Here is a 26,040-nt window from a genome sequence, read left to right on the forward strand (position 1 = left end):
CGGTTAATCCCGGTTGGTGATCGCGCCGTTCATGCGCACGTACAGCAGGCGATCGCCCGGCTCGACCGTCTCCGCCTCGGGGGAATCGATGCGGTAGAGCTCGCCGGAGCGCACCACGCCCAGCACGATGTCGGCGAGGTGGCGGGGGTTCGCGCCGACCTCGTCGTCCGCGATCGGGCGCTCCGCAACCGCGAAGCCCTCGTCCGGGCTGAGCAGGTCTTCCATCATCTCCACCACCGGCGGGGTCACGGTGGCGATGCCGAGCAGGCGGCCCGCGGTTTCGGAGGAGACGATCACCGAGTCCGCACCGGACTGCATGAGCAAGTGCTGGTTCTCGCCTTCGCGCACGCTGGCCACGATCATCGCGCTCGGCGCCATCTCGCGCACCGACAGAGTGATCAGCACGGCGGTGTCGTCCGACGACGGCGCCACGATCACAGACCGCGCGCGGCTGATGGCGGCCACGCGCAGCACGTCCGACTTGGTGCCGTTGCCGTGGACGGTGATCAGCCCGCGCTTCTCGGCGACGGTGAGTGCGGCCGGGTCCGGGTCGATGACCACGATCGAGGACGGCGACGCGCCGCCGGCGATCAGGGCGTCGATTGCGGAACGGCCCTTGGTGCCGTAGCCGATGACAATAGTGTGGTTACGCACGCTATTCCTCCACTGTTGGATCTGGAGTGTCTTGCGGGAATCCTCCGTGAGCACCGACAAGGTGGTGCCGACCAGGAGCATCAGGAAGGCCACGCGGGCCGGGGTGATCAGAAAAATGTTAATCAGGCGGGCGGACTGCGTCACCGGCGTGATGTCGCCGTAGCCCGTGGTGGACAGCGTCACCGCGGAGTAATACAGCGCGTCGATGAACGTCAAAGGTTCGGAGTAGCCGTCCCTGTCCAAGTACGCCACGAACGCGACGGCGACGATGAGCAGCAACGCGTAGAAGAAGCGGCGCGCGATCAGCGACCACGGGGTGGCGCGCGCCGCCGTGGGGATGTTCACAACGTCCAGCAAGCTGTGCACCGGGATCTCGGTGAGGTTGGTCGCGTCTGCGCGCAGCGACAACAGGCTCCGAAGCTTCATCCCTGCCGCTCCTCGCTTTCTAGTGCAATGTCTTCGCCGGGCGTGCCGGTGCCCGCGCCTCCGAGCATTGTCTCGAGCTGGTCAAGATCCGGCAAGGCGCGCGGCGCGAACGTCTCGCCCGTGCGCACGTAGAAAAATACCGCCCGCACCGGCTTGCCGTCACGTGCGATCCGGCGCCACGCCTCGCGGTAGACCGAAAGCTGCAGCTGGGCCGATTCCATCGCGTCGCGGCCTGGCTTTTCGCCAGTCTTCCAGTCCACCACGACCCAGCCGTCGTCGGCGGCGAAGACGGCGTCCATGCGCCCGCGCACTACCGAATCGCCCAGTGCCAGCTCGAAGGGGTGCTCGACGTACTCGGGCGTGCGCCCGGCCCACTCGCTGGCCTCGAAGTTGCGCTTCAGCCGCTCCAGGACGGCGCGGTCCACTTCTGCCTCGTCGTTGCCCGGCAGCTCGTCTTCTGTCAACAGTGGGCGCGCTCCGTAGAACTGCTCCAGCCACTCGTGGAACGCGGTGCCGCGCTTGGCGTAGGTGTTCGGCTTGAACGGCACGGGGCGGCGGGCGCGGCGGGCGAACTGCTCCGGGTCTGCCTTCAGCGCCACCACGTCGGAGGCGGTGAGCTCGCCCGGCATGACCACCGGCACGTCCGCGGCCTGGGCGGCGCCGTGCTCCTCAATCAAGGCTGTGGCGTCGCGCTCCCAGAGCGAGAACAGCTCGCCGCCGGCGTAGTCCGGCAGCGTATCCATGGCGGCGCGGACCGCTTGGGCGGCCGCAATGTCGCGCGGCGTGGGCGCGTAGTGAGGCCAGCGGCCGGATTCCGGCGCGGCCGTCTCCTGCTTGGTTTCTTCTGTGTCTGCCTCGGGCGCGGTGCCGTCGTCCCACACCACCACGCATTCCTCCGGCACCCGCTCGCGCATGGCGGCGAAGTGCTCGTAGGGCTCCGCCTCGCGCTTAACACTCTCGCGGCGGCGCGAGCCGGTGACGATGAGTTTCTTCCCGGAACGGGTCACCGCCACGTAGAACAGCCGGGCGGCCTCCTCGGCCAGATCCCCGGCGACCTCTTTGAGCCAGGCTTTGCCGGCCTTCTCAAAGTCCGAGCGGTTCTCCACGTCCGCGAAGACCGGGTAGACATCCGGGTCGCCGAACGTTTCCGGCGGCAGGAAGCGCGGGAAGGTGAGGAAGGTTTCCGTCTTGGATTTGTACGTCGCCGCGTCCGCGTGCAGCACCGCCACGGTGTCCCACTCCAGGCCCTTGGCCTTGTGCGCGGTGAGGATCTGCACCCGGTCCTCCTTCACCGCCACCGATCCCGGGGCCAAGCCGTCCTCGAAGCTGCGGGCGAGCTCGAAGAAGTGCAGCAGCCCGTCCAGGCTCGCGCCCGGGTACGCGGCGACCTCCTCGAGCAGGCGGTCCAGGTGCACCGCACCCGTGGCGGAGCCGCGGGCGAGCACTTCGGTGCGGATGCCGAAGACGTGGATGATGTCGGCGAACAGGTCGCTTAGCCGCTTGCCCAGGCTGTGGGTACGCAGCCAGCGCAGCTTCGCCGCGGTGTCCCGCATGCGCGCAAGGCCTTCCTCGCTGTAGCGCTCCGGCTCGCCCAGGTCCGCCAGGGCGTCCGTGAGCCCTTCGGGCTTGTCGGAGCTGGCGGAGATCTCTGCGGCGCGGGCCACGAGCTCCTCCAACTGGGCGTGCAGGTGTTCCGCCGAGTCCGCCGGGGCGGTCTGAGGCTGGGTGTCAACGCCCGAGCCGTGCAGGTTGTTCGCGCGCGACGCCAGCGCCTGCAGGTCCGCCAGGCCCAGGCCCACGGCGGGTCCGCCAAGGACGCGCAGCGCGGCGGCGGTGTCGTCTGGGCGCACCAGCATCGTGGCGATGGCGACGGTGTCGGCGACCTCCGGGACGTCGAGAAGCCCTGCAAGGCCCACGATTTCGTAGGGCACCCCACGCTCCTCCAGCGCCGCCGCGAGCACTGGCGAGTGGCGGTTCTTGCGCACCAGCGCGGCCGCGGAAAGCGCGCGTCCTTCCTGCGCCGCCGCCCGGTATTCCTGTGCGAGCGCGTCTGCCACGTAGGCGATTTCCGCGTCCTGGTCCGAAAAGAACCCCAGGGTCACATCACCCGCATCCGCGGCCGGCCGTGCCTGCAACGCGGCCACCGCCCTGTCCTCGGCGGTGCCCAGCACCGCGTCGGAAACGCCGTTGGCCAGGTCCAGCACCTCAGGCGGGTTGCGCCAGGAGGTGGTCAGCTGCTTCTTCGGCGCCGCGCCTGCCGGCGACGGGAAATCCTCCACGAACGCGGCCAGGTTGGCGGCGGTCGCGCCGCGCCAGCCGTAGATCGCCTGCATCGGGTCGCCCACTGCGGTCACGGTCAGCGACGGGTCCGCGCCCTCGCCGAACAGGCTGCGCAACAGCACGCGCTGCGCGTGCGAGGTGTCCTGGTACTCGTCCAGCATGACCACGCGGTAGCGGGAGCGCTGCGATGCCCCCACCGTCTTGTGGTCGCGCGCCAGCTTTGCTGCCACGGACATCTGCTCGTTGAAGGTGACCACGCCGCGGCGGCGCAGCTCCGCCGCCAGCTCCTCCACCAGCGGCAGCATGTTCACGCGCATTTCCTGCTTGGAGCGCCAGTTGGTGAGCACCTTGGTGAACTCCACGCGGGCGCGCGGGGCCATGGGGTACGACTCGGTTTCTGCGAGGAAGTCGTGCGCGTGCTCGCGCACCCACTCGGGCGAGGCCAGCTCGTTGCCCATTGCGGTGGTGAGCGCGAGCAGGTCCTCCACCACGGTGGACAGCGACGGGTTGGAGCCCAACTCCGTGATCAGCCCACCGGAGTAGTTGACCACCACGTCGGTGGCGATGGCGTGCAGCTCCGCGTCGGTGATCAGCCGGGCGTCCGGCTCCACCGGCACCAAAAGGCCGTATTCGCGGATCAGCTCGCCGGCGTATGAGTCGTAGGTGGACACCGAAGGCGCGATCACCTCGAGATTTTTCGCCAGCTCGCCGGACGGGTCCAGGCGGCGCACCAGGTCGGTGTTGGCCGCGAGCGAGCCCAGCCGGTCCCGGATGCGCTTGCCCATCTCCTGGGCGGCCTTGCGGGTAAACGTCAGGCCCAACACCTCATCTGGCCGGGCGTAGCCGTTGGCCACCAGCCACACCACGCGCGCGGCCATGGTTTCGGTTTTGCCGGCACCAGCGCCGGCGACCACCAGCAGCGGGCCTGGCTCCGCGCCGATCACGTCGGCTTGCTGGTCTGTCGGCGGGTACTGCTGGCCCAGGTAGCGCGACAGCAGCACGGGAGACATCGGGGTGGGGTTAGACATGGTGGATCGTCGCTCCTTCCGGCTGGACTGGGCACAGCGCTCGCACAGCGCAGCGGTCGCACTGCGGGCCGACCACGGCGAGCAACGTCGGTCCTGCGGTTTCCTCGGGCAGCCCGTCGAGTGCGGCGGCGAGCGCGTCCAGCTCTTCGCCGGTTTTCGCCGCCTGCTCGCGGGTGCTCAGCGTGGTCTTGTTGGCGTTCGGGTACACCAGCACCGCCCCGCCCACCGAAAGCGCCTTCGCGCCGTCGCGCGCGGTGACGACCTTGCCGCCGTCGAACTCGCCGTGCGCCAGCGCCAGCTGGTAGGTGGCCAGTTGGGGGTTGTCCGCGGTGGCGTCCACGGTCGGCGGGTACGCGCTCGTTTTCAGGTCCACAATGTGCACCGCGCCGCTGCTGTCGCGCTCGAGGCGGTCCAGCCTGCCGCGGATGCGCACATTGTCACTGACCTGGACGTTCACGTCCGCTTCCACCGCGACCTGCTCAAACGCCCCGCGGCTGGCCTGCAGCCAGCCGTGGGTGCGCTCGAGCATGGCCCGAAAGTCCGCGATGTCGCGCTCGACCTTCCATTCCGGGGCGTTATCCGCGGCCCGGCGCGCCGCCACGGTCGCATCCAGCGCCTCGGCATCGTCCATGCCGTTGCCCAGCGCTTCGAAATAGGCGTGCGCCATGGCGCCGTAGATCATGTCTAGCGATTCATCCAGGCCGGACATCCGTTCCAGCACCGCCTGCATGGGGCATGCGAGCAGCTTCTCCACCCGCGACGGCGAAAGCGCCGGCGAGACGTCGAGCGGTTCGCTTGTGGACGGCTCCGTGGTCGTCCACCACTGCTCCGGGTCCGCGCCCAACACGCCGGCGGCTGCCAACCGCGCGAGTTGGCGGGACGCCTGGCTGCGCTGTGCCTCTGTGGATGCAGGGTCTGTCAGCGCGCGGCGGAACTCGGCGATCAGGTCGTCGTGCGCGAGCACGCGCACCACCGCGCTGTCGCCCTCGGCCCCAGCAGCAGCGCCCGCGCCCTGGCCGACGATCCGGGCGGCGTCAACAGACGTGCCCGCGATGCGCACCTCGCGCGGCTGCACCTTGAAGTCGCGGCAGAACTCCTCCACGAAACGCGAGCGCTGCTCCACTTCCTCGCCGTCGTCGCTTTCTACGGCGGTGACCAACAGCTGCTCCGTGGCGCGGCTGGTCGCCACCGTGAACAGGCGGCGCTCCTCCACCAGCCGTTCGTTGATGTGAGAGACGGGCACGCCTGGGTCGACGTCCTTGTCGATGAGGTCCACCAGATCTTCCTGGCGGAACAGCGACCCGGTCTCCCCCAGGCTCGGCCACGTCAGTTCCTGCACGCCCGCCACGACAACGCGGCGGAATTCGCGGCCCACCGCGCCGTGGGCGGTGAGCAGAGCTGCGGCGTCCGGGGTGGCGTTGCGGCGGTCGCGCACGCCGGTGGGCAGCTCCTGCTCGGTGATGGACGCGACGAAGGATTCGATGCCTGCGCTTGGCCTGCGCTCCGTGTGGTCGCCGGCCGCGTCGAACAGCGCCATCACGGCGTCGAGGTCCCGGTCCGCCTGCGAGCCGGTGGCGCCGCCGCGCAGCGCGGACGCCAGCAGCCGGTTGGACAGCCCCGTGGCGTGCCAGAGCGCCCACAGCACTTCCTCCACCGTGCCGCCGCCTGCAAGCGCGCTGCGCCCGGCGTCGAGCACGTCGCGCACTCGGTGCAGGATGTCCAGCTCGCGGTCCGTGAGCACGGTGCCGAAGTCCGGGAGCGCGGTCGGGGTGGCCAAAAGCTCGCGCAGGCTTTCCTCCGCGCGGGTCTCCGGCGACCAGCGGCGCAGGCCGCGCAGCAGCCTGCGCAGCGTCACCGGGTCTGCGCCGCCGACCGGGCTGAGCAGCAGGTCGCGCCACTCGGTGGCCGAAAGTTCCTCGTACAGCGCGCGCACTCCGAGCAGCAGGGCCGACACAATGCGCTGCTCCCCCAGCACCAGGTCGGTGGGGTTGAGCGAAACCGGCACCCCGGCGCGCAGCAGCGCGCGCCGCATCGGCTCAAGCAGCGGCGTGGAGCGCACCACCACCGCCATGTCGCGGTAGGCCACGCCCTCCTCCAGGTGGGCGCGGCGAAGCGTGTCCGCCACGAGCGACAGCTCGGCCGCGCTGGAATCTGCGATCGCGGCGGACCGCACAGGCGTCCTGCGGGTGGCGCCGAGGTCGATCACCTCGTGCTCCAATCCGCCGAGGTCCTTGAAAAACGCCGGGGAGGCGCCGCGGAAGTGGAACACGGACTGCTCCAGATCCCCGCCGACGACGCCGAGGTCCGCCTGCTCCAGCAGCCGTTGCACCAGCGCCGCGGATGCCGGCGCCAGGTGCTGCGCGTCGTCCACAATCACGGTGTGCCACGTGCGCGGCAGCTCCACCTCCAAGGCGGCCGCAATCAGCTCCGACGCCGAGAGGCGGTGCGCGCCGGACAGCGCCATCACCTGCTGGTACTCCCGCAAGAAGTCGCCCGAGGCGGACCAGATGCCAATGCCGTGGCGCTGGCCCAGCTCCACCAGGTCCTCCGGGCCCAGGCCGCGCTCAATGGCGCGCAGCAGAAAGTCCCTCAACTGCCGCGCAAAACCGACCATGGGAAGCGCCGGGCGCAGCTCCGCGGGCCAGGTGCCGCCGCCGTCTTCGGCGTGGCCCTGCAGCAGCTGGCGGATCACCGCGTCCTGCTCCGCGCCGGAGATCAACCGCAGCTCCTCGTCCATCTGCTGTCGCACCAGCGCGAACGCGAGCGAGTGCACGGAGCGCACCACCGGTTCGTCGGAGACAAACCCGGAAGCGGCCAGCGTGTCCGCCAGCTCCGCGCGCAGCCTCGCGCCGGTCTCCTTCGAATCGGTAAGCACCAGTACCCCGCCCGGACCGTGTTCCGCCTCGCTGCCCGCGTGCCTGCGCATCGCGGCCGCGGCGGTGTCCAGCAGGAAGCTCGACACCCCGGAACCCGGCTCACCGGTGACCTTGTACAGGCCTTGCTGGGGCAGCTCAACCGGCCATTCGCGCCGCGTGTCCGGTCGTGTGCGTGGCACGAGGTAGGCCTTCGGCTCGAGTGCGGCCGGGGGCACGGGAGAGGGTCTGGTGGAAGTCATGCCGTTGATTGTGTCACTCACTCCGACACGAGCGCCCGACCAACCCCCTCAGCTATCGAACGTATGTCCGAACCTGCAGCTCTCGCGCAGGCCAGGCGGTACTCCAGCGCGCGCCGCGCCAGCCCCCGCAGCCCCGGCACGTGCGCCCACCGGTCCAGCACGGCAGCATCGCAGGCCTTCGCCAACAGCCCGTCCACAATCACCAGCGCCGCGGTAAAGCCGCGGGGGCGTTTGCCTGAAGACGGCACAAGGTCCGTCAACGTCGGCACCATATCCCCGGAAAAGAGCAGGCAGGACGCAAAATCCATGTGCGCCACAACGTCGTCTGGCTGCGGCGTGTAGTCGCGCCACACCGCGCGCTCTGCCGTAGCGAACGCGTCGCCGCGGTCCGCCGCCGGCGCCTCGACCCCGGCCATCGCCTCGTCGTAGCGCAGGGCGGCGGACACGGCCTCGTCGATACGCGCGCGCACCTGGCCCTCAACAAACTCGCTGGCCTTGAAGCCACCGACGACCAAGCGGCCGTCAGTGGCGCGCACCGGGCGCGACACCGCGATGCCCGCCCCGAACTCGCCGGCATGATCGCGGGCCTTGCCGGACCAGGCCGCAGTGTCGCTGGCCTCGGAGACCACCACCCGGCCGAAGCGCACGCCGTTGTCCCACTCCGGGCCTAAAGGGATGCCCGCGCGGCCGTCGAGCTGGAACGCCGACAACACATGCCCGGGGATCTGCTGTGCCGTTTGCTCTGCCACCTACAGCCTCCTACAGCGCCGCGGGGCGCGGGTAGGGCCACGGGTTCGGCCGGCAGGTGTCCGGATTGTCCGGGTAATTGTCCTCCGGGCTCATCTCCCGCAGCTGCGCATTGTTCAGGCTTAAGGTCTGCTGCATCATGATCGGCGCCAGCGCGTTCGGCTCCGGGCACGGCACGTGCTCCGCAAAGCCCACGGCGTGGCCCACCTCGTGGTTGATCAGGTACTGGCGGTAGCTGCCCAGATCACCCTGGAACGGCACGGCGCCTCGCACCCAGCGCGACTCGTTGAGCAGCACCGTGTCCTCGCCCGTGATGCGGGTGCGGCAGCTGGTCTCGGTGCCGATCTGCACGCCGCACAGCTCCGCGGTGGTGTCCAGCGATGTCAGACGGATTTTCAGCGACGGGTTGTCGTTGACGCTGACGTGCTCGAAGCGGAAGCGCGGGTCGTTGATCCAACCGCGCGGATCGCTCAACGTCGCGTCAACCATGTGCGCAAACGCCTCATCCCCGCCGTAGCCCGAGGTGTCGATGCCGTGCTCGACCTCCACGGCGAAGCGCACCACCAGCTCGGAACCTTCGCCTGCGGTCATGCCTGGAGCACCCACTTCGTAGAAGGTGCCGGCTCCGGTGGTGGTGTACGGCCCGCCCGGCGGCAAGTTGTGCGGATCAAACTCGCCTTCGGCGATCTTCGCCGGCTCCAACGGCTCCACACCGCCGTCCGGGTCTTCCTCGCGCTGCGCGGGCGAAGACGCTGCGGATTCCTCCTCATCAGCAGAGGAAGCGGTGGAACCAACGGCCAGGTCCTCCGGGTTTTGCACCATGTTGATCAGCACGAAGACTGTGATCACAGCCAGCACGGGGATGGCGTAGGCGCGCCACCCGTACTCGTGCGCAAACGCGGCGAGCTTGCCATCACCAGCCTCGGCGTGCTTCGAGGAGGTTTTGGGCCCCCATGAGGCACCGTGAAGCTTGGCGCTTTTGCGCGTGCGCTTTTCGTCACTGCGACGGCGCGGGCGCGCGGGCTCCGAATCTTCGGATTCGAGATCCCAGCTATCGAACCAGTCGCCGAAATCATCGTCACTGTCACGGGTGCCGAATTCAGCGTCGCTGGAACGGCGGTGCGCCTCGTGGCCGCCCCCGATGGGGCCACCGCCGCGGGCGTCCCGCTCATGTGCGCCGTGCCGTTGTGCCATAAATGCGTAATTTAGCGCATGAACCCGACGGATCGGGCTGCGGCAGTACCCTGCTCCACGTAGACGATGCGGTCGGTGCGGATGAGGTACACGCGGCCCTTGTCGTCCTCCACCTTTAGGGTGGCCTGGCCGCCGTCAATGGCCTGCTCCACGGTGGAGATGATGTCGTCTTGGCCCTCCGGCAGCTTGATCGTCAGTTCGCGGGGGCTGTCTGCAAGACCGATCTTGATATCCATGGCGCCATTGTAACGGCCTGTAGTTAAGATAAACGCGTGCCCTATTCAGCTGAGAGTGAACACAACCGCGCCTCAACTGGCGCCCCGGCTGGCGGGAAATCGCTGCCGCCGACGTTTGCTCAGCTGGGCGTCGCCGCCGAAATCACCGATGCGCTGGCGCAGCGCGGCATCGTGCGCCCCTTTTCCATCCAGGAGCTCACACTGCCCCGCGCGCTGGCGGGCCGGGACATCATCGGCCAGGCCCGCACCGGCATGGGCAAGACGTTCGGCTTCGGCGTCCCGCTCTTAGACCGCGTGTTTGACGACGCCGACATCGACGAGCTCGACGGCACCCCGCGCGCGCTGGTGATTGTGCCCACCCGCGAGCTCGCCGTGCAGGTCGGCGACGACCTCGCCTACGCCGCCTCCGAGACGCCGGTGCGCGTGACCACGATTTACGGCGGCCGCCCGTACGAGGACCAGATTGCGGCGCTGGAAGCGGGCGTGGACGTGATCGTCGGCACGCCCGGGCGCCTGATTGACCTGCACGAGCGCGGCGACCTCACACTATCCACCGTGGCGATTCTGGTGCTCGACGAGGCGGACGAGATGCTGGACATGGGCTTCTTGCCCGACATTGAGAAACTTTGGGCGGCGGTGCGCGATGACGCGCAGACGATGCTGTTTTCCGCCACCATGCCGGGTCCGATTCTTTCGCTTGCGCGCGCGAAGATGAACACTCCGGTGCACATCCGCGCCGAGTCCGCCGACGCCCCGCGCACCCACGACACCACCCGCCAGGTGGCGCTGAAGTCCCACCGCATGGACAAGCCCGAAGTGGTCGCGCGCATCCTCCAGGCCCGCGGCCGCGGGCGCACCATCATCTTCGCCCGCACGAAGCGCTCCGCCGCGGAGCTTGCGGAAGACCTCGCGCAGCGCGGCTTTACCGTCGCCGCGGTCCACGGCGATCTTGGCCAGCGTGCGCGCGAGGCGGCGCTCGATGCTTTTCGACGCAGCTCGGCCGACATCCTCGTCGCCACCGACGTCGCCGCCCGCGGCATCGACGTCGAAGACGTCACCCACGTGATCAACTTCCAAACTCCGGATGACCCGATGACGTACGTGCACCGCATCGGCCGCACCGGCCGCGCCGGCAAGAACGGCACCGCTGTCACGCTGGTGGGCTACGACGAGGTGCGCAAGTGGGAAGCGATTAACGACGAGCTGTCGCTGGGTGCCCGCGAGCTGCCGGAGTGGTTCTCCACCTCGCCGGAGCTGCACGAGACCTTGGATATCCCGGACTCAGCTACAGCACGAGTGGGACGCCCGCGTAAAGTGCTCGGGGCACGCCCAGCACGAGCCTCAGGAAGGAAACGGCGATGAATTCTCCCCTGCGTCGCACCCGCGGCGACCTGATCGCTACCGGAGTGATCGCAGGTGTCTCAGCGCTGCTGCTGGGCACCGCCTTTTTCACCGCCCCCGCGCGCGACGCGCACCTGGATTCTGCCCAGGAAGAACACCAGGACTACGGGCAACTCGCCGTGGTGCCGAAGTCTTTCAGCGAAGGCTTTTCCCTGCCGGACACGTCCGGCCGCGACCAGCCGCTGGTGGCCAGCGGCATGGTGATCACGTACAACGACCACACGCTCACCGCCACTACCCCGGAGGGTGAGACGGCGTGGACGTACGAGCGTCCCAACGAGCTGTGCCTGGTGGACCAGGCCTGGGGCAAGGTTGTGGCCACCTACCGCGACAACGCGGGCTGCGGCGACGTGGTTGCCATTGACGCGAGGACCGGCAAGTACGCGGGCACCCGCTCGGCTATCGCGCCGGATAACGTCGTGCGCCTGGCCTCCAACGACCGGGTGGGCTACGCCAGCTCCGAACGCGCCGAGGTGTGGCGCTCCGACCTGGTGCGCACCGTGGAATACGGCTATGTGGAGGCGAAGCAGGAGCCGGACATGCAGCCCAACGAGTGCACCATCACCTCTGCGTTGACCCGCACGGAGCTGGTCGCTGTCACGGAGATCTGCGACGACGGCGCGTACTTGCGCCTGCAGGAGGCCACGCCGGAGGATTCGCGCAAGCCGGAGGTTGTGGCCAACATCGAGATCAGCCCGGACGCGTACTTGGTGTCCATCTCGCAGGATGCCGCTGCGGTCTACGACCCGACGACCTCCGAGGTCCGCGGTTACGACAAGGAGGGCACCAACATCAGCTCCTCGTCAGTGCCGCAGATGGACAGCCCCGAGCTTGGCCCAGACGGCATTGTGAAGAATCTGCCTGTGGCTGACCTACCACACCACATGACGTACTGGGAGAACAACTCCCTGCTGCTGATGGAGCCCGCGGCGCTCGCCGTCACCGGTGTGTTCCAGGGCGCGCTGGGCACGGGCTTTTCCGCCGGTGAAAAGCTGCTCTACGCCTCCGACAGCGGCATTGCCGTGGTGGATTGGGATAAAAACGCTGTGGACAAGATCATCCCAGTCGACCGCGGCGGCTACAGCGGTCCGGTGCACATCTCGTCTGCCGGCGCCACCGTCGTGGAAAAGCGCGGCGACGAAGTTGTGGTGATGAAGGCCAACACCTAAACAAACGGCCTTACCCCCTCCCCCTAGCGCGGCGCTCTACTGGGTGCGCCGCGCTTTGCGTTGCGCGTAGCGCGCCTCGTTGTACTCGCGTGTGGCCGGGTGGAAGATGCCGATGAGCGCGAGCACCGCGGACGCCAGCGTCGCCGCGCCCAGCAGCGGCACGCCGCCGCGGAACATGTACACGGCCACGCCCGCCAGTATCGCTTCCACCAGCACGATCGCGCCGGTGGCGCGGGGGTTGCCTTTCAGCGTGCTCACCGCGGCGTAGGCGATGTAGCCGAAGATGATCGCAAGGAACGTCGCGGTGCCGATGTTGACGTAGTTCGCGGCCGGGGACTGCGACTCGAGTGTCGAGGTGTGCTCGGTGAACTGGGAGACGATCAAAGAGGCCGCGTAGATGAACATCGCGGCGCACTGCACCAGCACGACGACTGCACTGAAACGCATCACTGCGGGCACGGTTCCATGCGCAACTTCGGACCTATTCGGGGCGGGGTTGTTGTTGGTTTCCACATCACAGCAGTCTAGGCCCCACCGGCTTGCGCTCCCATTTGCGTTGCGCGATTTGACGGTAGCCTATCTCGAAGGGTGCTAGCCTTTCTGCAGGTCACATTGCTTGTCGACGCCCTCCGGACGCACCCCGCATCCAACCCCGGCCGACGAAAGCAGTGTTAGATTCTATGATTCCCGTCACAATTTGGCGCACACCCCTAGCGCGGTGTAGGTGAACATGCCATTATTTCCGGGTAGCAAAAACAACGGGCTGGTTACACAGCCCTTAACCCTAAGCCACCACAGGGTTAACGCCCGGTAAACCGGAAGACGGGTCCCGCATCCAACGGGACACTCCGCCCGGCACTAGGAATCAAACTTCGTTTGCAACGCATCCGCCAAATGCGGGTGTTTGTGGTGCGCACGTAATTGCACATGGATTCAACCCACACCATTTAAAGGAGAGTCACCATCATGGATTGGCGCCACGAAGCTATTTGCCGCGACGAGGACCCGGAACTGTTCTTCCCCGTCGGTAACTCCGGCCCGGCCCTGAGCCAGATCGCGCAGGCCAAGCTGGTCTGCCACCGCTGCCCCGTCACCTCCCAGTGCCTGAAGTGGGCACTGGAGACCGGCCAGGACGCCGGCGTCTGGGGCGGCCTGTCCGAGGAGGAGCGCCGCGCGCTCAAGCGCCGCAACAAGGCCCGCGCCCGCAACCGCGCACGCCTGTCGGCGTAAAACTCCGCCGGATTACCTTGCCAGCAGTGCAGGGCTATACAGTGGAACATCTGTAACCGGTACCCATATTCAAAGGAGGCCCCCATGAGCAAGCGTGGTCGCAAGCGCAAGGACCGTCGTAAGAAGAGCGCGAACCGCGGTAAGCGCCCCAACTCTTAAAGCGCGGTAAAACGAAGTAGCAAGCGGGCCCTTCCCATTTCGGGAAGGGCCCGCTTGTTGGTTTCTACCTACCGGCCAGCCTTACTCTTAGCGCATTGCGAGGAATGCTGCGCCGATGCCCAGGGCTGCTAGGGCTGCGACGACACCGCCGATGATGGCCGCGACGTTGACCTGGCTGTCAGCCTGCTTGGGAGCCTCAGCCTTGGCGGGCTTGACCTCAACCTTGACCTTGGCCTCGGCTTTCGCTTCGACCTTCGGATCGTCCTTCACCGGCTGCTCCGCCTTGGCGGGGACGACACCCGGCTGAGCCTCGGCCTCGGCAGCCGGCTCGTCGGCGATTTCCTCGGCCGGGACCAGCTCGACCATCTCGTGCACGTCGGCAACCTCGACAGGCTCCGGCTTCTCAACCTCGACGACCTCCTCCGGCTGCTCGATCTCCTCGACCTCAGCCTTGTCGGCGATGTCAACGCGGGCGCCGATGGACTCGGCGTAGGCGCCGATACGCGGGTTGTCGAGTACCAGGGAGTCCCAGTCGGCGGGGACGAGGACCTTGCCTGCCGGGGTGTCGGCGAAGTAGCCCTGCTCGGAGTAGTTGAAGTAGTCAAACTGGTGGTCGTAGTTCATCACCGACTGGTAGCCGGCCTGCATCGGGGAACCTTCCACGATGTCGCGGACGAACTCTTGTGCGCCCCAGTGGCGCAGACCCAGGGTGTGGCCGAACTCGTGGAGGATGGTGTTGCGCACCTGCTCAGCGTTTGCCATTCCGCCTGGGTTGGCCACGTAGAAGGAGTTATCGCCCACCAGCGACAGGCCCGTGGCGTTGGAGCCGGCGCGCATCCGGTCGCCCAGCACACCGGGGCGGAAGATGTTTGCGCGGTCACCAAGGTTGTTGATGGTGTCGATGAGCTGGAACGCCTCAAACTCGCTCGGGTCAAAGTAGAAATCGCGGTACTCCAGCGTCTCGCCGCCGTGGACGTCGGAGTAGTTAGGGATGTTGGTGTAGTGCTCGCCGGCGTCGATGTGCAGGCTAATGCCGTGGTCAGCAAACAGGTCCACTAAATCGTCCAGGCCCTGCGTCGACGGGGCGTAGGAGGTGCGGTTGGCGTTGGCGCACTCGCGGGCAGCAGACGTGTCGCAGCCGAGGGTGTCGTATTCGGAGGCCATCCAGTTCAGCTGGAGGAAGACATCCGGGCGGTTGGGGTCGGCTCCCCAGTCCGGCAGGGGGATTTCTGTGCCGTCTGCTAAAACGACGCCTTGTTCTTCCCAGATGTCGGGCAGGCCGTCGCCGTCGGAGTCAACGAGGGTGGCGGTGTTGGTCAGCACCGGTGCGAGCTCAACGTCCTGCTGGGCGTGTGCGACGTTTACGCCGGAAACCGCGATGGCGGCGGCAACTGCTGCGGCGATGGTGTTTCGGAATGCTGCTCGCATCTCGGTGACTCCTTGGTGTGCGTTTTTCTCTTTGTGACATCCCCGAGTTTATGCACCGAATATGCGCAGGTAAACCGCTCGCCGCCAGGCTGAAAAATACCCTAAATCGTTGAACATTCTTTCCGGATTGTTCAACGTTTCCACCCGTTCCTAGCTGCGGATTGTTCATCAATCCGGGGGCGCGGTCCGGGGTTTCGTCAGTATTGTTCAACGATCAATCCGGCAATGGTCGTAGATGGTTCAACAATCCACTATCACCGCATGTTATGCACCTTAAGGTGTTTTCCAGCATGGATCCCGGCAATTTTGCGCCTACCTGCATGTTTGGATTGCATACACAACTCATACACTCTTATTTTCCCCGGGTTTCCCCTCAGGGGTGTAGCAAAACCCCTGGATTGTTCAAAGATCCGCGGATTGTTCATCAATCCGGAAACCCCCACTACCCCCGTTTTTTACCCCCGCTGCGGCGGCAAGGGGCCGTCGCAAAGCAAAAAGCCCGCAACCTACAGGCTGCGGGCGAGAAACAGAGGCCTTATCTATAGCGGACTTCGGTGTAGCTCACCGTAGTAATGGAGGCGATGATGCGCTGGCGCAACGGCTCCGGGGCCTTCGCGGGGCCGCAGCACTCGCGCACCATCGCGCGGACGTCGCGCTCAGACTGGGCGACGGCCAGGCACTCCGGGCAGGACGCCAGGTCGTTCTTGATTTCCTCGCGGCGCTCAGGCGCAGTGTCGGCATCGAACAGCTCGCACAACAAACGGTGGGTGGCGTCGCAGCCGTGAGCGTCGGTGTGGGTGTGTCCGGTGGACATTACTTCTCCTTCGCGTCCTGTTTGCCGGCGGCATCCGCCATGTCAGCGTGATCGAGGCCGATGCCGCGTTCCTTCGCCACGTCCTTCAACATCCCGCGGAGCTGTTTTCTTCCCCGGTGCAGCCGGCTCATCACGGTGCCGATGGGAATGTCCATCACATCCGCGATCTCCTTGTAGGCCATCCCCTCCACATCCGCGTAGTAGACCACCATGCGGTAGTCCTCGTTCAACGCGTTGAGCGCCTCCGAGATCCGCGAGTTCGGCATGGCTTTCAGCGCCTCCACCTCCGCGGACTCCAGGCCTGTGGAGTCGTGCGAGCTGGAGGTGTAAAGCTGGTTGTCCGTCACCTCGTCCGCGGAGGTTTCCAGCGGGCGGCGCTGCTTCTTGCGGTAGGAGTTGATGTACGTGTTCGTCATAATCCGGTACAGCCACGCCTTGAGGTTGGTGCCGGGGGTGAAACTGCCGAAGTTTTTGTAGGCCTTTAAATAGGTCTCCTGCACCAGGTCCTCGGCGTCCTGCGGGTTGCGCGTCATGCGCAGCGCGCCGCCGTACAGCTGGTCCAAAAGCGGCATCGCTTCCTCGTTGAAGCGCGCCTTCAGGTCATCGCTCACGCCTGCGTCTGGCTCGGTTTCGGGCATGTGAGCCATTGTAGGGCCACCTTCTGCGCGCGCTACCCTGTGGCCATGGCCGAGAAGACCCGCGCATTGACGGCACTGAAATGCACCGACCACGAGGTGCTCACCTACTCCCCCAGCCAAGACCACTTCGGCGAGCATTCTGCGGCCGAGCTCGGTTTGGATCCGGCCGCGGTGTTAAAGACGTTGGTCGTCGCCCACGAGCGCGATCTTGCCATCTGCTGCGTGCCGGTGGCCGGGCACCTTTCCTTAAAGGCCGCGGCGAAAGCGCTCGGCTGGAAGCGCGCGGAGATGGCAGATCCGGCCAAAGCGCAGCGCGCTACCGGCTACGTCGTCGGCGGCATCTCTCCGCTTGGCACGATGCACAAGCTTGCAACGCTTATCGACGCCTCCGTGGCCGACCTGCCCGCCGTCACCGTCTCCGCCGGCCAGCGCGGCCTGTCCGCCCGCCTCGCACCGCGCGACTTGGCGGAGCTGACCAGGGCGGAGTTCGCGCCAATCAGTGCTCCGTAGCTTCGGCGCCCGCGGCCTTAGCGGGCGTCGCCCATCAGCTCGGCGTAGTCGTTTCTGGTGTTGCCCACTTCCTGGGCCGCCTCGTTCCACACCAAGGACTCCGCCACGCGGGAAGGGTGCACCAGCTCCAGGGCTTCCTCCGGGGTGCCGTCGACCCAGGTGCGGATCTCGTCTTCGCGCAAAAACAACGGCAGGCGGTGATGCAGCCACGCCATGTTCTCCGTGGCCTCGGTGGTGACCATGGTGGTGGAGAGGCGGTCCAGCCCCGTCTCCCACAGCGCGGCGGCGTAGAGCATGCCGTCTTTCGGGCGCACGAAGTACGGCTGCTTGCCGCTTTCCGTCTGCTTCCACTCGTAGTAGCCGTCCAGCACCATCAGCCCGCGCCGCGCCTTGAACGCGCTGCGGAAGGACGGCTTCTCGGCCACCGTCTCGCCCCGGGCGTTGAACAGCGGCGGGCCGGTCTCGTCCTTCTTCCAGGTGGGCAGCAGGCCCCACCGCGCGGCGTCGATACGCGCGCTGCTTTCCGCAACCCTGATCAGCGGCACCTGCTGGGTGGGCGCGATGTTGTAGCGCGGCGGCGGGGTGCCGTCCGGGGCCTCAACTTCCGCGATGCCGGGAAGGCCCGCCACCTCCTGCACAAGGTCGTCGCCTGACGTGAAAAGAACGAATCGTCCGCACATGCCCTCCATTATCATGACTTCCATGACCGAAATGTGGCCTGCGCCGTTTCACCCCAGCCCGATCACCCACACGCAACAGGTGCCCGGGTCCAAATCCATGACCAACCGCGCCTACATTTTGTCGGCGCTCGCGTCCGGCCCGTCCACGATCGTCGGCGCGCTGCGCTCGCGCGACACCGACCTAATGGAAGATGCGCTGCGCGCCATGGGCACCGCCATCGAGCGCGACGGCGAGACCATCCGCGTGTCCCCGGGCAAGCTGCGCTCCGCCGAGGTCGACTGCGGGCTGGCGGGCACCGTGATGCGGTTCGTGCCGCCCGTCGCGGCGTTCGCGGATGGGCCCGTGCTTTTCGACGGCGACGCCCACGCCCGTAAACGCCCCATGTCCACCATCCTGGACGCGTTGCGCGCCTTGGGGGTGTCCGTGGCGGGCGACGCGCTGCCGTTTACCGTCCACGGCACTGGCCGCGCCGAGGGCGGCCCGGTGGAGATCGACGCGTCCGGCTCCTCCCAGTTCGTCTCTGGCCTGCTGCTCGCCGCGCCCCGGTTCGAGCGCGGCGTGCAGATCCGCCACACCGGAGGCACCCTGCCGTCGATGCCGCACATCGAGATGACGGTGGCAATGCTGCAAGACGCGGGCGTGAAGGTGCAGGCCACCGCTAACTCCTGGTCCGTGGAGCCGCAGCTGATCCGCGGCGCGTACTGGGAGGTCGAGCCGGACCTGTCCAACGCCGCGCCGTTTCTGGCCGCCGCGGCGGTCACCGGCGGCGAGGTGCGCATCCCGAACTGGCCGGTGACCACCACCCAGCCGGGCGCGACCATGCAGTCCATCCTGGAGCGCATGGGCTGCGAGGTGGAGTTGGAGGCCGCCGGCGCCGGCCACACCCTGCGCGTACGCGGCCCGGAGGCCGGCAACCTGCGCGGCATCCGCATCGACATGAGCGACATCGGCGAGCTCGCCCCCACCGTCGCCGCCATCGCCGCCTGCGCCACCACCCCGAGCGAGCTGACCGGCATCGCCCACCTGCGCGGCCACGAAACCGACCGGCTGGCCGCGCTCTCACGAGAAATCAACGGACTGGGCGGCAACTGCGAGGAGCTCGGCAACGGCCTGCGCATCACCCCAACCCGGATGCGAGGCGGGGCCTGGCACACCTACGACGACCACCGCATGGCCACCGCCGGCGCGATCATCGGCCTGGTGGTGGGCGGTGTCGAGGTGGAAAACATCGAGACCACCGCCAAGACGCTGCCCGGGTTCGCCGACATGTGGGCGGAGGTGGTGGCGCAGTAATGGGCCGCAGCTTCGCCGATTACGACGAGTCCGACGTGCGCGTGCGCCCCGGCAAGGGCTCGCGCCCGCGCTCGAAGAACCGCCCCACGCACGACGACGCCGAGTTCGGCCTCGTCGTGGCCAAGGACCGCGGCCGCTGGGGTGTGGTGCTCGATGATGCCGGCACCCGCCTGCAGTGCACCCGCGCCCGCGAGCTGAAGCGCACGTCCATCGAGGTGGGCGACCGCGTCGGTGTCGTCGGCGACACCTCGGGCGCGAAAGACACCCTCGCCCGCATCGTCAAACGCGAGGAGCGCACCTCGGTGCTGCGCCGCACCGCGGACGACACGGACCCGTATGAGCGCATCATCGTCGCCAACGCGCAGCTGATGCTCATCGTGGTCGCGGCCGCGGATCCGCCGCCGCGCACCGGCTTTGTCGAGCGCGCCCTGATCGCCGCCTTCGTCGGCGGCGTGACCCCTGTGGTGTGCGTGACCAAGACCGACCTCGCGGACCCCTCCGACTTCGAGCGCGAGCTCGAGGCCATGGGTGTGGAGGTGTTGCGCACCGGCGTCGAGGACGGCGTGGAGCAGCTGCTAAAGCTTATCGACGGGCACGTCTCCGCCCTTATCGGCCACTCCGGCGTGGGCAAGTCCACCTTGGTCAACCGCATCGTGCCGGACGCGGACCGCGAAACCGGCGAGGTTTCCGGCGTAGGCAAGGGCCGGCACACCTCCACCCAGTCCGTGGCACTGGAGGTCCCCGGCGGCGGCTGGATCATCGACACCCCCGGCATCCGCTCCTTCGGCCTGGCGCACGTCTCCCCCCAGGAAATCGTGGATGTGTTCCCGGACTTGGAAGAGGCGGCGCAGCGCTGCCCCCGCGGCTGCACGCACTTGGGTCCCCCGGCGGATCCGGAATGCGCCTGGGACGAGCTGGACCCGGACTCCCCCGTCGGCCGCCGGGCTGCGGCGGTGCGGGGCCTTTTGGCGGCCCTGCACTCCAACAACGAGTGGGAGCTAAAGCAGCTCGACGAGCACCGGTAGCTCGCTCGGGTCGTAGAACGCCATGTAGTTGTCCTGGGCGTCGCCCACGGCAAGCTCCGCGTCCTCGTCGCCCAGGTCGGCGGCGTCGATGACCTCGATGGCCTTCGCGGTGGCCTCCTCGACCTCCGCGATGTCCACGTGGATCGCGGCGATGTCCTCGAGGTTCACCGGCGCGGACAGCTTCACCACGGACTCGCCCATTTCCGGATCCGGGGTGGCCTGAGAATCCGGCACGTCCGCGGAGACCACCACGCGGCGGTGCGGGTGGCGCTCCTCGTCGCCGATGGCCAAAAGGCGGATGGACGCCATCGCCGCGTCGTCGAACGCCACGGCCTCGATTTCCTCCTGGTCGCCGGAGGTGAAAAACTCGTGCAGCGCCTCGGTGGCGGCGAACGCCCAGCCGTTGCGGGCGTGGATCAGGCGGTTGTCCTCCAGCGCCGCGAGCATGCCGAAGGTCGCGGGGATGTAGACGCGCACTAGAACTCGCCCTCGACGTCGAACAGGGACTGGATCTCCACCGCAGTGCGGTCGATCGCCGTGTGCAGGATGCCGATCATGTTGTATTCGACAGCGGCGCGGACGTTCATGATGTCGTCGTCGATCATCACGCAATCGTTCAGGTCCACCCCGATCGCGTCGGCCGCGGCCTGGAACGCGGCGCGCTCCGGCTTTTCCGCCCCGATCTCGCCGGAGAGCACCACAGCGTCGACCACGCCGCCGAACTCCCACTCGCGGATCTTCTCCGCCATCTCGCCGTCGCCCTCCTCGTTGGAGAGGATGCCCACGGAAATGTCCTTCGCCTTCACCGCCTGAATGAGGGTCTTCCAGCGCTGCTCGTCCTCTGCACCGGTGTCCAGCACTCCTGCGTAATCGATGATCAAGCCCTGCAAGGGTTCCCTCTTTCGTTGGTTGCGTCGCGGATGCCTACTGTAGTGAGCACACCCTTTACACGGGCGGCTGCGAACGTGGACAATACTACCTACCCCGCACCACGCCCGTCCCCCTCCACCACGCATTCCCGCTCAGTTGAGGGAGGACACCCGCCATGTACTACACCGCCCCAGGGCACCGGCACGTGCAAGTGCTCGTGCCGCAGCTGAACCGGAGCCCAGCCGTGCTCGGCCGGCTCATCCAAGCGCGCAACTCCGGGTCCGCGGCTCCGCCGCCGAACACTGCCGCCGAGGTCGAACCGGTCGTGGCGGAAGCGCTCAACGCCGCGCTGAGCAAACACCGCGCCACGTCCATGATGGCGTGGCGCTTCGCGCCGGCGGTGCGCGCCCACATCCGCGCCCGGCAGCACGCGGCGGCGCTAACAAACGCACCAACAAGCACCGCCCCCGCGGCGGACAGGCTCCAGGTGGTTACCTGCCACGCCCGCGAGGGCGGTGAATTCTTCGGCACCGTCGAAACTCAAGACGGCACCAGGAGGGCCTACGCCGCGAAAATCTGCGACGGCAAGCTGGTCTCCTTCAAGGTGCTTTGAGGCGGCAGCTCGTCGACAAGCAATTTGCTAGACGACGGTCGAGCCGCCCGCCTCAGCCTGCTCAGCGTCCTGCGTCTCAAACTGCTTGCGCATGGTGAACAGCTGGCGCACGGTCTCCTCCTGGACGGCCTCGTTCATCGCGTTGAACATGTCGCCGCCCTCCTTCTGGTACTCCACCAGCGGGTCGCGCTGCGCCATCGCGCGCAGGCCGATGCCCTCCTTGAGGTAGTCCATCTCGTAGAGGTGCTCGCGCCACTTCGTGTCGATGATCGGCAGGATCACCATGCGCTCCAAGTTGCGCATCTGCTCCTCGCCGCCAATCGACGCCACGTTTTCCTCCAGCTTGTCGTACTGGGCGTTCGCGTCGTCGAGAAGCGCCTGGCGCAGCTGCTCCGAGGTGAGCTCGCCGGCGCGGCCGTACTCGTCGCCGTCGATGAGCTCCTGCGCGCTGACCGTCGGGCCGTACAGGGAATCCAGCGCGTTCCACAGGCCTTCGAGGTCCCAGTCCTCCACGTAGCCATCGGCGGTCGCGCCGTCGACGTACGCGCCGATGGTGGAATCGATCATGCGGCGCACCTGACCGGCAATGTCCTTCGAGGCCAGGATCTCCTGGCGCTCGCGGTAGACCACCTTGCGCTGCTCGTTGAGCACCTCGTCGTACTTCAGCACGTTCTTGCGCATCTCGAAGTTCTGGTTCTCCACCTGGGACTGCGCGCCCTTAATCGCGTTGGAGACCATCTTCGCCTCAATCGGCACATCGTCCGGCACGTTGAGGCGGTTCATCATGTTCTCCATGGACTGGCCCACAAAGCGCACCATGAGCTCGTCGCGCATGGACAGGTAGAAGCGGGACTCGCCCGGGTCGCCCTGGCGGCCGGAGCGGCCGCGCAGCTGGTTGTCAATGCGGCGCGACTCGTGGCGCTCGGTGCCGATGACGTACAGGCCGCCGGCCTCGCGCACCTCGTCGCCAAGCTGCTGCGAACGCTCTTTGGCGGCCGGGAGCTGCTCGTCCCACGCCTCCTGGTAGCGCTCCGAATCCTCCAGCGGGTCCAGGCCCTGCGCCTGCAGCTTCGCGTCCAGGAGAATCTCCGGGTTGCCGCCGAGCACGATGTCGGTGCCGCGGCCAGCCATGTTGGTGGACACGGTCACCTTGCCCGGCAGGCCAGCCTCGGCGATGATGCGGCCCTCCTCCTCGTGGTACTTCGCGTTGAGCACGTTGTGCTGCACGCCCTTGCGGGTGAGCAGCTGCGACAGGTACTCGGAGCGCTCCACCGAGGTGGTGCCCACCAGCACCGGCTGGCCCTTGGCCGCGTGCTCCGCGATGTCCTCCGCCACGGCCGCGAACTTCGCTTCCTGGGTCTTGTAGATCAAGTCGTCGCGGTCCGTGCGCTGATTCGGGCGGTTCGGCGGGATCTGGACAACGTCCATCTTGTAAATCTGGTGCAGCTCCGCCGCCTCAGTCTCGGCGGTACCGGTCATGCCGGACAGCTTCTCGTAGAGGCGGAAGTAGTTCTGCAGGGTCACCGTGGCCAGGGTCTGGTTCTCGTTTTTGATCTCCACCTGCTCCTTGGCCTCAATGGCCTGGTGCATGCCCTCGTTGTAGCGGCGGCCCGCCAGCACGCGGCCGGTGAAGCCGTCCACGATCATCACCTCGCCCTGGCGGATGATGTAGTCCTTGTCGCGCTCGAACAGCTCCTTCGCCTTGATGGCGTTGTTGAGGTAGCTGACCAGCTGCGAGTGCTCCGGGGCGTACAGGTTGTCAATGCCCAGCTGGTCCTCGACGAACTCCACGCCCTCCTCGGAGATGCCCACGGTGCGCTTGCGCTGGTCCACCTCGTAGTGGATTCCCTCGCGCATACGCGGCGCGAGCTGCGCGAACACGGTGTAGAACTGGCTGGAGCCGTCCACCGGGCCGGAGATGATCAGCGGGGTACGTGCCTCGTCGATAAGGATGGAGTCCACCTCATCCACGATGGCGTAGTTGTGGCCGCGCTGGACAATGTCGTCGACGGAGCGCGTCATGTTGTCGCGCAGGTAGTCGAAGCCGAGCTCGTTGTTGGTGCCGTAGGTGATGTCCGCCGCGTACGCCTTCTTACGCTCAGCCGGACGCATCTCGGAAAGGATCACGCCCACCTCCAGGCCCAGGAAGTGGTGGACACGGCCCATCATCTCGGCGTCGCGCTTAGCCAGGTAGTCGTTGACGGTGACCACGTGCACGCCCTTGCCGGACAGGGCGTTGAGGTACGCCGGCAGCACCGACGTCAGGGTCTTGCCTTCACCGGTTTTCATCTCGGCGACGTTGCCGAAGTGCAGGGCGGCGCCGCCCATGATCTGCACCTTGAAGTGCTTCTGCCCCAGCACGCGCCAGGAGGCTTCGCGGGCGGTGGCGAACGCGTCGAGCAGAATGTCGTCCAGGCTCGCGCCGTCTGCGAGCTTGTCCTTGAACTCGGCGGTTTTGGCCTTGAGCTCCTCGTCGGTCAGCGCGGCGTACTCGTCGTCGAGCGCCATGACCTGATCGGCGATCTTGGCAAGGCGCTTTACGGTGCGCCCCTCACCGGCACGGAGCAGCTTTGACAGTCCAAACACGTGTGCAAAGTCCTTTACTGATGGGTTGACAGGGCCAAGGTGATACAACCGGCCATTGTACGCACGCCTCCCTGGGTATAGACAACCCCATAGGCACAATTGCCTATCGACGAACCCCGCCCCAGCCCAGAACCATAAACAGAACTGAGCCGGGGCGGGGTTTAGTAGCTTGAGCTGCGGTTACTCCGCGTCCCCTTCCGGGGCGAGCTCGATCAAGCCGTAGTCGAACGCGTGGCGGCGGTAGACCACTGCCGGGCGGTTGGTCTCCTCATTGATGAAGAGGTAGAAGTCGTGGCCCACCAGTTCCATCTCGCTCAGCGCGTCGTCCACGCTGCGCGGCGCGTTGGGGTGCACCTTGGAGCGCACGATCTGGCCCGGGACGATGTCCTCGACCTGGTCGGCGTACGGGTCCACGTCGTACTTGCCGGCCTCCTGGGCGGCGCGTTCCTGCTCCGCCTTGGCATCCGCCTCCATCGCCGCGGCGAGGACCCCGGCGCCCTTCGGCGCGCGGTGGCCAGACAGGGCGATGTTGCGGCGCGCCTTGACCTTGCGCAGGGAGCGCTCCAGCTTGTCCACGGCGGCCTCGAGCGCGGCGTAGAAGTTCTCTTCCTTCGCCTCGGCGCGGGCCAGGTGGCCGGAGCCGGTGGCGGTGATCTGGATGCGCTCCGCCTCCGCCTCGCGGCGCGGGTTCTTCTCGTGCTGCAGCTCCACATGGAACGACTTCAGCGTCGGGTCAAGCTTTTCAATCTTGGCCAGCTTGCCGTTCACTCGTTCCTGGAAATGCTCTGGGACCTCGACGTTTCGCCCGGTGATGGTGACCTGGGCATCCGGGCTCAGCGTCTCTTGGATCGGGTTACGGTCTGCAGACGTCATCTGCGTCCTCCCTTGCGGTAGTAGGAACTGTGTCCACCACCACTATACAACTGGTTATGACCAATTCGGCCGGTTTTGGCGAAAGCTCGCTACCCTGCCCCGACACATCGCGGCGGAATCTGTCAGGCTGGCGCTTGAGGCCCAGGTCGGCGCAAACGGCTGCCGTAATCTGTCAGGAATCCGCCGGCCCCAGATTGATTCACCGGCTAGTGAATAGATTCCGCTTGGGAATTTTCCGCCCTGGGCAAAGTGAACAAATTCGCCCGCGGATCGGGATGTGTTCACTCGGACGGGGTGGAGCGAGTGAACACATTTCCCCGCCCCGACGCATCACGGCTGAATCTGTCAGGCTGGCCCTAAATCCCCAGGTGGACGCAAACGGCCGCCGTAATCTGTCAGGAATCCCCGGGAATCCGCCGCCAAGCCCGCCGGGACCCCGCCGCTACGCCGCGCACAGCGCCACGCACGCGGCGACGTCGGCCCCGCGCGAGAGCAAAAGAGTGGCACTGGCCTGCAGCGTCGCGCCGGTGGTGACCACGTCGTCCACAAGCACGACCCGGCCGGCGGGCACGCCGGAAATGCGCACGCGCCCCGAAAGGTTGGCCCGCCGCCCGGCTTCGTCCAGGCCGGACTGGTCCGCCGTCCGCGGGTCCAGCGTGAGAACCGGCGCCACCCGCCTGCCGGTGGCGCGGCAGACCTGTTCCACCGGGTCCCCGCCGCGCGCCCGTGCGGAGCGGGTGCGCGTGGGCGCCGGCACCAGCACCGCCCCGGCAGGGATCTCGCCGCGCGCCTCCAGGTACTCCAGCGCGGCCGCGAGCACCGCGCCGACATGGCGGCGCACAGCCAGGTGATTGCGCTCCTTCATGGCCAGGATCACCCCGCGGTGCGGGTCGGCGTACGGTCCGAGCGCGAACACCGGCGCGTGCGGGGTGGTGTTGGGAAATACCCGCTGCGGTGGCGTCGCCAAGCCTTCGCGGCACGCGGGACACAGCAGCGGCCCCGGCGCGCGACAGCCCGCGCATTTCCGCGGCAACAGCAGCTCGCCGACTTGACCGAATATCTCCCCCATG

The 26,040-nt window shown here is 67.3% G+C and carries 24 protein-coding genes; 8 read left to right on the forward strand and 16 right to left on the reverse strand.

What is annotated here, in order from left to right; genetic code table 11:
* Window positions 1–3: 3 nt before the first annotated feature.
* The 6 genes from ACF3NP_RS07305 to ACF3NP_RS07330 are packed head-to-tail and all read right to left on the reverse strand — an operon-like array spanning window position 4 to window position 9,680.
* A complete protein-coding gene (locus ACF3NP_RS07305) occupies window positions 4–1,080 on the reverse strand; it encodes a potassium channel family protein (RefSeq protein ID WP_181889968.1) in 1,077 nt (358 codons plus the stop codon).
* Window positions 1,077–4,388, reverse strand: a complete 3,312-nt coding sequence (locus ACF3NP_RS07310) for an ATP-dependent helicase (RefSeq protein ID WP_392398576.1) — start codon at window positions 4,386–4,388, stop codon at window positions 1,077–1,079. Before ACF3NP_RS07310 ends, ACF3NP_RS07305 begins: the two co-directional genes overlap by 4 nt.
* A complete protein-coding gene (locus tag ACF3NP_RS07315; protein WP_392398577.1) occupies window positions 4,381–7,503 on the reverse strand; it encodes a PD-(D/E)XK nuclease family protein in 3,123 nt (1,040 codons plus the stop codon). Before ACF3NP_RS07315 ends, ACF3NP_RS07310 begins: the two co-directional genes overlap by 8 nt.
* Window positions 7,504–7,520: 17 nt before the next feature.
* A complete protein-coding gene (locus ACF3NP_RS07320; RefSeq protein ID WP_311389823.1) occupies window positions 7,521–8,252 on the reverse strand; it encodes a hypothetical protein in 732 nt (243 codons plus the stop codon).
* 10 nt (window positions 8,253–8,262) lie between these two features.
* Window positions 8,263–9,444, reverse strand: coding sequence for a DUF3152 domain-containing protein (locus ACF3NP_RS07325; protein ID WP_392398578.1), 1,182 nt, complete (start codon window positions 9,442–9,444; stop codon window positions 8,263–8,265).
* Between the two features lie 11 nt (window positions 9,445–9,455).
* Entirely contained in the window at window positions 9,456–9,680 is a 225-nt protein-coding gene (locus tag ACF3NP_RS07330) for a DUF3107 domain-containing protein (protein ID WP_181889964.1), read from the reverse strand.
* A 102-nt stretch (window positions 9,681–9,782) separates the two neighbouring features.
* Here ACF3NP_RS07330 and ACF3NP_RS07335 point away from each other — a divergent pair, with 102 nt between their 5' ends.
* Together ACF3NP_RS07335 and ACF3NP_RS07340 are read left to right on the forward strand one after the other, a co-directional pair.
* Window positions 9,783–11,042, forward strand: a complete 1,260-nt coding sequence (locus tag ACF3NP_RS07335; protein ID WP_392399141.1) for a DEAD/DEAH box helicase — start codon at window positions 9,783–9,785, stop codon at window positions 11,040–11,042.
* Entirely contained in the window at window positions 11,039–12,250 is a 1,212-nt protein-coding gene (locus ACF3NP_RS07340; RefSeq protein ID WP_392398579.1) for an Rv3212 family protein, read from the forward strand. Before ACF3NP_RS07335 ends, ACF3NP_RS07340 begins: the two co-directional genes overlap by 4 nt.
* A 36-nt stretch (window positions 12,251–12,286) precedes the next feature.
* Here ACF3NP_RS07340 and ACF3NP_RS07345 read toward each other — a convergent pair whose 3' ends face one another.
* Window positions 12,287–12,697 carry a hypothetical protein gene (locus ACF3NP_RS07345; protein ID WP_269951605.1) on the reverse strand — a complete coding sequence of 137 codons (411 nt, stop codon included), beginning with the start codon at window positions 12,695–12,697 and terminating at the stop codon, window positions 12,287–12,289.
* Between the two features lie 519 nt (window positions 12,698–13,216).
* On the opposite strand from ACF3NP_RS07345, the gene ACF3NP_RS07350 reads away from it, so the two are divergent.
* The gene (locus ACF3NP_RS07350) at window positions 13,217–13,480 is read left to right on the forward strand and encodes a WhiB family transcriptional regulator (RefSeq protein ID WP_034997533.1); all 264 of its coding nucleotides are present in this window, start codon (window positions 13,217–13,219) and stop codon (window positions 13,478–13,480) included.
* 84 nt (window positions 13,481–13,564) lie between these two features.
* Complete coding sequence (locus ACF3NP_RS07355; protein WP_095066802.1) at window positions 13,565–13,639, forward strand: 50S ribosomal protein bL37; 75 nt, start codon at window positions 13,565–13,567, stop codon at window positions 13,637–13,639.
* 87 nt (window positions 13,640–13,726) lie between these two features.
* Here ACF3NP_RS07355 and ACF3NP_RS07360 read toward each other — a convergent pair whose 3' ends face one another.
* From ACF3NP_RS07360 to ACF3NP_RS07370, 3 genes are all read right to left on the reverse strand, one after another.
* Window positions 13,727–15,067, reverse strand: coding sequence for a zinc metalloprotease (locus ACF3NP_RS07360; protein ID WP_392398580.1), 1,341 nt, complete (start codon window positions 15,065–15,067; stop codon window positions 13,727–13,729).
* A gap of 535 nt (window positions 15,068–15,602) precedes the next feature.
* A complete protein-coding gene (locus ACF3NP_RS07365; protein WP_181889960.1) occupies window positions 15,603–15,881 on the reverse strand; it encodes a mycothiol system anti-sigma-R factor in 279 nt (92 codons plus the stop codon).
* Complete coding sequence (locus tag ACF3NP_RS07370) at window positions 15,881–16,519, reverse strand: sigma-70 family RNA polymerase sigma factor (RefSeq protein ID WP_181889959.1); 639 nt, start codon at window positions 16,517–16,519, stop codon at window positions 15,881–15,883. Before ACF3NP_RS07370 ends, ACF3NP_RS07365 begins: the two co-directional genes overlap by 1 nt.
* 45 nt (window positions 16,520–16,564) lie before the next feature.
* Here ACF3NP_RS07370 and ACF3NP_RS07375 point away from each other — a divergent pair, with 45 nt between their 5' ends.
* Window positions 16,565–17,029 (forward strand): aminoacyl-tRNA deacylase, encoded by a 465-nt coding sequence (locus tag ACF3NP_RS07375; RefSeq protein ID WP_392398581.1) that lies wholly within the window; start codon window positions 16,565–16,567, stop codon window positions 17,027–17,029.
* Between the two features lie 17 nt (window positions 17,030–17,046).
* On the opposite strand, the gene ACF3NP_RS07380 is transcribed toward ACF3NP_RS07375, so the two are convergent.
* Window positions 17,047–17,709: an SOS response-associated peptidase gene (locus ACF3NP_RS07380; protein WP_392399142.1), complete on the reverse strand. Its 663-nt coding sequence runs from the start codon at window positions 17,707–17,709 to the stop codon at window positions 17,047–17,049.
* Window positions 17,710–17,731: 22 nt separating this feature from the next.
* Between ACF3NP_RS07380 and aroA the strand changes: the two genes are divergently transcribed.
* Window positions 17,732–19,003 carry a 3-phosphoshikimate 1-carboxyvinyltransferase gene (aroA, locus tag ACF3NP_RS07385; protein WP_392398582.1) on the forward strand — a complete coding sequence of 424 codons (1,272 nt, stop codon included), beginning with the start codon at window positions 17,732–17,734 and terminating at the stop codon, window positions 19,001–19,003.
* Entirely contained in the window at window positions 19,003–20,028 is a 1,026-nt protein-coding gene (gene rsgA, locus ACF3NP_RS07390; RefSeq protein WP_392398583.1) for a ribosome small subunit-dependent GTPase A, read from the forward strand. The genes aroA and rsgA overlap by 1 nt, the downstream gene beginning before the upstream one ends.
* Here the strand turns inward: rsgA and ACF3NP_RS07395 are convergent.
* Window positions 20,002–20,505: a DUF6912 family protein gene (locus ACF3NP_RS07395; RefSeq protein ID WP_070476171.1), complete on the reverse strand. Its 504-nt coding sequence runs from the start codon at window positions 20,503–20,505 to the stop codon at window positions 20,002–20,004. The two genes, rsgA and ACF3NP_RS07395, sit on opposite strands and share 27 nt — an antisense overlap.
* Window positions 20,505–20,918 (reverse strand): HAD family hydrolase, encoded by a 414-nt coding sequence (locus tag ACF3NP_RS07400; RefSeq protein ID WP_269508017.1) that lies wholly within the window; start codon window positions 20,916–20,918, stop codon window positions 20,505–20,507. The genes ACF3NP_RS07395 and ACF3NP_RS07400 overlap by 1 nt, the downstream gene beginning before the upstream one ends.
* A 155-nt stretch (window positions 20,919–21,073) precedes the next feature.
* Between ACF3NP_RS07400 and ACF3NP_RS07405 the strand changes: the two genes are divergently transcribed.
* A complete protein-coding gene (locus tag ACF3NP_RS07405; RefSeq protein ID WP_392398584.1) occupies window positions 21,074–21,511 on the forward strand; it encodes a hypothetical protein in 438 nt (145 codons plus the stop codon).
* Window positions 21,512–21,538: 27 nt separating this feature from the next.
* Here the strand turns inward: ACF3NP_RS07405 and secA are convergent, their stop codons facing one another.
* The 3 genes from secA to ACF3NP_RS07420 form a co-directional block, all read right to left on the reverse strand.
* Complete coding sequence (secA, locus tag ACF3NP_RS07410; protein ID WP_269951500.1) at window positions 21,539–24,097, reverse strand: preprotein translocase subunit SecA; 2,559 nt, start codon at window positions 24,095–24,097, stop codon at window positions 21,539–21,541.
* A gap of 180 nt (window positions 24,098–24,277) precedes the next feature.
* Window positions 24,278–24,970 (reverse strand): ribosome hibernation-promoting factor, HPF/YfiA family, encoded by a 693-nt coding sequence (gene hpf, locus ACF3NP_RS07415; protein WP_392398585.1) that lies wholly within the window; start codon window positions 24,968–24,970, stop codon window positions 24,278–24,280.
* A 442-nt stretch (window positions 24,971–25,412) separates the two neighbouring features.
* A complete protein-coding gene (locus tag ACF3NP_RS07420) occupies window positions 25,413–26,039 on the reverse strand; it encodes a ComF family protein (RefSeq protein WP_070476156.1) in 627 nt (208 codons plus the stop codon).
* Window position 26,040: the final 1 nt, after the last annotated feature.

The organism is Corynebacterium lehmanniae (genome assembly GCF_043161975.1).
Classification (GTDB): Bacteria; Actinomycetota; Actinomycetes; order Mycobacteriales; family Mycobacteriaceae; genus Corynebacterium; species Corynebacterium lehmanniae.